This is a genomic window from Streptomyces sp. V4I8, from assembly GCF_041261225.1.
GTDB lineage: Bacteria > Actinomycetota > Actinomycetes > Streptomycetales > Streptomycetaceae > Streptomyces.
Genome location: NZ_JBGCCN010000001.1, coordinates 6,839,590 through 6,846,364 on the forward strand (window position 1 = coordinate 6,839,590; position 6,775 = coordinate 6,846,364).

5 protein-coding genes and 2 pseudogenes are annotated in these 6,775 nt (G+C 72.6%); 2 read left to right on the plus strand and 5 right to left on the minus strand.

Going from position 1 to position 6,775, the window contains the following annotated elements; genetic code table 11:
- Positions 1–49: 49 nt before the first annotated feature.
- The 3 genes and pseudogenes from ABIE67_RS31210 to ABIE67_RS31220 form a co-directional block, all read right to left on the minus strand.
- Entirely contained in the window at positions 50–1,288 is a 1,239-nt protein-coding gene (locus ABIE67_RS31210; protein ID WP_370264715.1) for an ATP-binding protein, read from the minus strand.
- On the minus strand, positions 1,285–2,025 hold the full coding sequence (locus tag ABIE67_RS31215) for a hypothetical protein (protein ID WP_370264716.1): 741 nt from the start codon (positions 2,023–2,025) through the stop codon (positions 1,285–1,287). Before ABIE67_RS31215 ends, ABIE67_RS31210 begins: the two co-directional genes overlap by 4 nt.
- Before the next feature lie 129 nt (positions 2,026–2,154).
- Positions 2,155–2,280, minus strand: a pseudogene (locus ABIE67_RS31220) (protein phosphatase); the annotation flags it as partial.
- A gap of 141 nt (positions 2,281–2,421) precedes the next feature.
- Here ABIE67_RS31220 and ABIE67_RS31225 point away from each other — a divergent pair.
- Positions 2,422–3,237: a nuclease-related domain-containing protein gene (locus tag ABIE67_RS31225; protein ID WP_370264717.1), complete on the plus strand. Its 816-nt coding sequence runs from the start codon at positions 2,422–2,424 to the stop codon at positions 3,235–3,237.
- 97 nt (positions 3,238–3,334) lie between these two features.
- On the opposite strand, the gene ligD is transcribed toward ABIE67_RS31225, so the two are convergent.
- The gene (ligD, locus tag ABIE67_RS31230) at positions 3,335–4,216 is read right to left on the minus strand and encodes a non-homologous end-joining DNA ligase (protein WP_370264718.1); all 882 of its coding nucleotides are present in this window, start codon (positions 4,214–4,216) and stop codon (positions 3,335–3,337) included.
- A gap of 71 nt (positions 4,217–4,287) precedes the next feature.
- Between ligD and ABIE67_RS31235 the strand changes: the two genes are divergently transcribed.
- Positions 4,288–5,352 (plus strand): Ku protein, encoded by a 1,065-nt coding sequence (locus ABIE67_RS31235; RefSeq protein ID WP_370264719.1) that lies wholly within the window; start codon positions 4,288–4,290, stop codon positions 5,350–5,352.
- 78 nt (positions 5,353–5,430) lie between these two features.
- Here the strand turns inward: ABIE67_RS31235 and ABIE67_RS31240 are convergent.
- A pseudogene (locus tag ABIE67_RS31240) lies at positions 5,431–6,693 on the minus strand (beta-ketoacyl synthase); the annotation flags it as partial.
- Positions 6,694–6,775 lie beyond the last annotated feature (82 nt).

Here is a 6,775-nt window from a genome sequence, read left to right on the forward strand (position 1 = left end):
TACCCAATTAGTCCGTCTTGTGTGCCTTATGGCTCCGCACCAGCGTGGCTCACGATCTCAGGACCAGGGTCGCGACCGCGCCCCCGTCCTCCGCGTTGGCGAACGTCAGCCGAGCCCCCAGCACCTCCGCCTGCCCCAACGCGATGGTCAGCCCCAGCCCGTGCCCCTTGGCCCCGCCCTCCGTACGGAACCGCTGCGGCCCATGCGCGACGAGGTACTCCGGATAGCCCACGCCGTGATCCCGCACGGTGACCACCGGCCCGTCCACCGTCAGGGAGACCGGCCCCCGTCCGTGCTTGTGCGCGTTCGCCACCAGATTGCCCAGCACCCGCTCCAGCCGCCGCCGATCCGTCTCCACCACGGCGTCCCGCACCACGACGATCCCGGTCTCGGTCCCGGACGCCCGCACCACCCGCTCGGCCAACGCGCCCAACGGCTCGGTGTCCAGCTCCGACCGCTCGCGCCCGGTGTCCAGCCGCGAGATCTCCAGCAGATCCTCGGTCAGCGTCCGCAACGCGGCCACCCGGTCCCGCACCAACTCCGTGGGCCGCCCCGGCGGCAGCAACTCGGCCGCCGCGTGCAGCCCGGTCAACGGCGTACGCAGCTCGTGCGCGACATCCGCGGTGAACCGCTGTTCGGCGAGCAGCTTGCTCTGCAGCGACGACGCCATGGAGTCGAGGGCGGCGGCGACGGCGGCCACCTCGTCCTGCGGCCGGGTCGGATCCTTCGTACGGGGATCGTCGACCCGCGCGTCCAGGTCGCCCCCGCTGATCCGCCGGGCCACCCGGGCCGTGGCGTGCAGCCGGCGCGTCACCCGGGTCACCGCGAACGCGCCCACCAGCACCGTCGCCCCGATCGCCAGCCCCGACGACCACACGATCGCCCGGTCCAGCCCGTCGATGGTGCGGGCCTGCTGCGAGTAGTCGACCTCGACGGCGAGGGCCCGCTCGCCGTCGGCGGGCCCGGCCGCCCACATCGTGGGCCGCCCCCGGTACTCGGCGACCATCGTGCCGCGCTCCCCGGCGACGGCCAGTTCCCGCAGGGACTCGGGCAGCTCCGGTGGGTCGAGGGCGACGCCGTGCCGCAGGGTGTCCCCGGCCTCGAACGCCGCCGTCGCGTCCTCCAGCCGGGACAGCGCCAGGTCGCGGGCCTGGCCGACGGTCTGGTTCGTCACCGAGACGTGCACGAGGATGCCGAGCATCACGGCGAGCCCGCAGCACATCACCGTGATGAAGACGGCGGCCTTCACGGCGAGCGTGCCGGCCCACTGGGGGAGCCCGATCCTCATGGCGTGCTCGCCGAGGGGGAGGCCGAACCCGAGGCGGAACGGGAGGGGGAGGGGCGGGGTGTCTCCTTGTGCGGCCCGGTGCGCAGCATCTCGTCGTGCGTGAGCAGCATCGCCTTCTGGTCCGCGTCCCAGGTCCACTGGAGCCGGTACTCGTAGCCGGCGACCTCGGACGGCGAGCGTATGATCACCGACCGCCCGGCCAGCTCGACGCTGCTGACCGCGTCGTCCCAGCTCATCACCTGCACGAGCCGCCCCTTCTCCACGGTGTAGACGCGCACCGCGGTCGTCTTGCCGGGCATCAGCCGGAAGCCCAGTGTCAGCTCCGGGCGCCCGTCGCCGGTCAGATCCCGGTAGTACGGCCGCAGCACCGGACACTTCCCGTGCCCGGCGCCCTGGGCGCAGTCGGCCATCAGGCGGCCGGTGTCGCGGTACGGGGCGTCGGCGCCCTCGTAGTCCCCGGGGCTCTTGGCGATCTCCTTGCGCACGACCGCCACCGGGTTCACGTCGCGGAGGGTGCCCCCGGGGACGGTGACGCCCTTCACGACCTCCCGGTTCACCTCGCCGATCTCATAGGCGGGGCGGGACGCCGGCGTCAGGTTCGGCCAGAGCTTGTCCGGGCTCACCGCGGTCTCGGTCGGGCCCGCGCCCGTGAGCTCCCCGGCGTCACCGCAGGCCGTCGCGGCCACCAGCAGCAGGGCGACGAGCGCGGCGACGCGCGTGGGGCGGCTGCGGGGCACGGTTCTCCTGGGGCTGGGGCTGGGGCTGGGCTGGCGGGTGCGGGTGCTGGGCTGGGTGTCGGTCGGCCCGGACACACTATTCGGACGGAAGTCCTTTTTGCGCACCCGGTGGGCGGACGGGCGAAACGGTTACTCGGCGAGTTCCTCCGGGAGCCGTGCGGTCGACAGGCCGCCTCGGAGGCAGTCGACGAACAGCTCGTTGCGCAGGGCCCACGCAGAGCGGCGGGAGCGTATCAGCCGGATCGCCTGCCCGGCGGAGTGGCTCCGGCGGATCAGGGGCGTGGGCGACGCAACTCCGGTCGCCCTCGTGGCGGTCTGCCCGACTCCTCTCAAAGGTAACTGGGTTCTTGCCCCCGCAGCCCCCGCCTGTTCCCATGGTCAGTGGGGTGATGGTGCATGAGCGGACTGCGCGTCATACCGACCTGGCGGCACGGCCAGGAACGGCTCTACGTCTGCGCCACGGACGGGCGGAACATCGCCTGGTACGACCGTGAGGCGGCCCGGATCAACCTGCTCTGCGACGACCGCAGAGAGGATGTGCTGGAGGCCCTCGGCCCCTTCGTCACCGGACCGGTGACGGTGGGCCCGCCCCCGGTCCCCACCCCCGCCGAGCTGGCCCGGCTGAGCCTGCACCCGGACGACGACCTCGCGCCCAACCGTCCCGGCGAGGCGCTCCTGGTCTCCCTCGACCGGGACCCGGGCCCCTCCCACCGGCTGCGTGCCGACCCCCGGCGCCGGGCCCTGGCGGCGGAGCAGACCGTCGGGGAGGCCCTGGACCGGCTGGACGGCGCGGGCTGGCACGCGCTGCACTCCGTGCCACTTCCCGGCGGCGACCGGATCCACCATCTGGTGATCGGGCCCGGCGGGCTGTTCGCCCTGCACACCCTGTACGCCCGTAAGCAGAAGGTGACCGTCGCCGACCCGGTGGTCTCCCTCGGCCGCCGTGAGTCGCACCCCCTGCTCCGCCGCGTCCGCGCCGACGCCGACCGCGCCTCCTACGCCCTCACCGCCGAGGTCCGCCCGGTCCTCGCCCTGGTCGGCCCGGCCGACGTGACGATCACCGCGCCGCTGCGGGAGGTCAGGGTCCTGCGGGACACGGAGGTGGCGGGGCTGGCCCGGCTGGGCGGGGTGTTGAAGCCGGCGGATGTGGAGGCGCTGCATGCGATGGCCAGGGACCGGCGGGTGTGGGAAACCAGCCCCTCCGGCGTTTGAGGAGCGGGGGTCCAGGGGGCAGAGCCCCCTGGCCGGGGTGGAAGGGGCGGAGCCCCTTCAAGGACGGGAAGGGTAGGGGCGGCGGGGGCGAGGAAAATCATGGCAGCGCACCCGCCCTGTCCCCGTCGAGGAGCGGAGCGAGCAGGTCGCCGAAGTCCTGGAGGCGTGGGGCCAGGTCCGGGGCGAGGAGGGTGAGGGCGGCGGGGGAGCGGCAGTCCGCCACCTCCTCCCAGGTGACCGGGGCGGAGACCGCGGGCTCGCGGCGCGCCCGCAGCGTGTAGGGCGTGGCAGTCGTCTTGCGGGCCGCGTTCTGGCTCCAGTCGACGAAGACCTTGCCGGGCCGCAGGCTCTTGGTCATCCGGTGGATCGCGAGCCGGGGCAGGGCCTTCTCGGCCTCGACGGCGAGTTCCTTGGCGTACTCGGTGGCCTGCTCGGAAGGGGCCGGCCGGATGGCCGCGGCGAGGTGGAGGCCTTTCGAGCCGGAGGTCTTGGCGTACGCCTCGATGCCGTCGGCGGCCAGTCGTTCCCGCAGCCAGAGGGCGACCTCGCAGCACTCGACCACGGTGGCGGGCGTGCCGGGGTCGAGGTCGAAGACCAGCCGGTCGGCCTCGCCGGGCGCGTCGATCACCCACTGGGGCGTATGGAACTCGGTGACGAGGTTCGCGGCCCACATCAGGCTCGCGAGGTCCTGCACGAACACCATGCGGGCCGGCCCCTCGACGCGGGGGACCTCGGCCGTGGTGACCCAGTCGGGGGTGCCCGGCGGGACGTTCTTGGCGAAGAACACCTGGCCGTCCGGGCCGTCGGGGTACCGCAGGAAGGACACGGGCCGATCCCGCAGATGCGGCAGCAGGAAGTCGGCCGTGGTGGCGTAGTAGTGCAGCAACTCGCCCTTGGTGAAGCCGGTCGCCGGATACAGCACCTTCTCCAGATTGCTGAGCGCGAGCCGTCGCCCCTCCACCTCTGTGATCGGCGTCATACGATGAGAATTCCAGAAAACGTGGTGAATGTCCGGTCAATCCTGGCATGACGACCGAAAGGGTGCGGCACGTGCGATCCATCTGGAACGGCGCCATCTCGTTCGGCCTGGTCAGCATCCCGATCAAGGTCGTGAACGCGACCGAGAGCCACTCGATCTCCTTCCGCCAGATCCACACCGAGGACGGCGGCCGCATTCGCTACCGCAAGGTCTGCGAGCTGGAGGACCGTGAGGTCACCCAGTCGGAGATCGGCAAGGGCTACGAGGACGCGGACGGCACGATCATCCCGATCACGGACGACGACCTCTCCCACCTGCCGCTCCCGACCGCCAAGACGATCGAGATCGTGGCCTTCGTGCCGGCCGACCGCATCGACCCGCTCCAGATGGAGAGCGCCTACTACCTCGCGGCGGGCGGGGCGCCCGCGGCCAAGCCGTACACGTTGCTGCGGGAGGCGTTGAAGCGGAGCCAGAAGGTGGCGATCGCGAAGTTCGCGCTGCGCGGTCGTGAGCGTCTGGGCATGTTGCGGGTGGTCGAGGACGCCATCGCCATGCACGGGCTGCTGTGGCCGGACGAGGTCCGCGCGCCCGAGGGCGTCGCGCCGGACACCCACGTCACGGTGAACGACAAGGAGCTGGACCTCGCGGACGCCCTGATGGACACCCTCGGCGAGATCGAACTGGACGAGCTGCACGACGCGTACCGCGAGGCCCTGGAGGAGGTCGTCGCCGCGAAGGCCGCCGGCGAGGCCCCGCCGGAGGCACCCGAACCGGCGACGTCCGGCAAGGTCCTCGACCTGATGGCGGCCCTGGAGAAGAGCGTACGGGCGGCGAAGGAGTCGCGCGGCGAGGAGCCGGAGGAGAAGGGGGAGGTCAGGAGCCTGCCCCAGCGCAAGACGTCCCGGGCGGCACCGAAGCAGACCTCCGGGAAGAAGTCGACCGCGACGAAGAAGACGGCGGCGAAGAAGACGGCGTCCGCGAAGAAGTCGACGTCGAAGACGGCCCAGGGGGCGAAGAAGACGGCGGCGAAGAGCACGGCCAAGAGCACGGCGAAGGGCACGACGAAGAGTACGGCCAAGGCCACCGCCAAGAAGACGACGGCCAAGAAGGCCACGGCCCGCAAGCGCACTGCCTGACCCGTCACCTCACCGGCAGGTCAACCACGCACCGCGCCACGCCCCACCTCACCCCACCCCACCGCACCGCACCGCACCTCACCGATCAGTGCCTCCCGCCCGCCGCCGCAACGCCAACACCGCGTTGTGCCCCCCGAACCCGAACGAATTGCTGAGCACCAGGTCCCCGTCCTCCGGCAACGCGCGCGGCACCCCCCTCACCACATCAAGGTCGATCGCGTCGTCGGTCTCCCCGTCCCCCACGGTCAGCGGCACCACTCCGTGATGCAGCGTCAGTACGGCGGCGACGGCCTCCACCCCGCCCGCGGCGCCCTGCAGATGCCCGAGGTGCCCCTTGAGCGCGGTGACGGGGATCCTCCGTCGGCCGAGCACCGCCCGTAGCGCGCCCGCCTCCGCGAGGTCGCCCTCGATCGTGGCTGTGGCATGGGCGTTCACGTGGACGACGTCCCCGACCTGGCCCCCGGCATCGCGCAGGGCCCGCCGCAGGGCGAGCGCGACGCCGGTGCCGGACGGGTCGGGGGCGGCCATGTGGTGGGCGTCGGCGGAGAGGCCCCAGCCCGCGGCCTCGCAGTAGATCCGGGCGCCACGGGCCCGCGCGTGCTCCTCGGCCTCGAGTACGAGGATCCCCGCGCCCTCGCCGTTGACGAACCCGCTCCGGTCCTTGGCGAACGGCCGGGAGGGGGAGCCCTTCGAGGGATCCCCGTCGGCCAGGGCCCGCATCGCCGCGAAGGACGCCATGATCGCCGGCGTGACGACGGCTTCGGCGCCGCCCGCGAGAGCGACATCGATCTTCCCGTACCGTATGCGGTCGATCGCCTGCCCGATGGCCTCCGTCCCCGACGCGCAGGCGCTCGTGACGGTCCTGGCCTCGCCGGTGATGTGCAGATCGAGCGAGATCTGGGAGGCGGCCTGCGAGGGGACGGTCATCGGGGTCGTCAGCGGGGAGACGGCTCGCGGCCCCTTCTCCCGCAACTTCCGGTCTCCGCCCACCAGCACGGACGCGTCCCCGAGGATGGCGCCCAGGCTCACGCCCACCCGCTCCGGATCCACCCCGCTCTCCCGCGTGCCGCCCGCGATGAACCCGGCGTCGGCCCAGGCCTCCCGGGCGGCCGGCACTCCGAACTGCGCGGCCCGGTTCATCCGCCGCGCCACCGGCCGGGGCAGCAGTTCGCCGGGATCCACGGGGACGACCCCGGCGATCCGCACGGGCAGTCCGGCGAACTCCTCCCCCTCCAGCTCTCTTATGCCGTGCCGCCCGTCGAGCAGCCCCCGCCACAACTCTCCGACCCCGACGCCCAGCGGCGTGACCGCTCCGAGTCCGGTGACGACGACCTTGCGGGGCTGGGAGGCGGCGGTCACGCTCATCTGCATGTCCCCTCTGGTTGTTGAAGGGGAAACATGCCCAGCTTTCTCATGGCGTGCA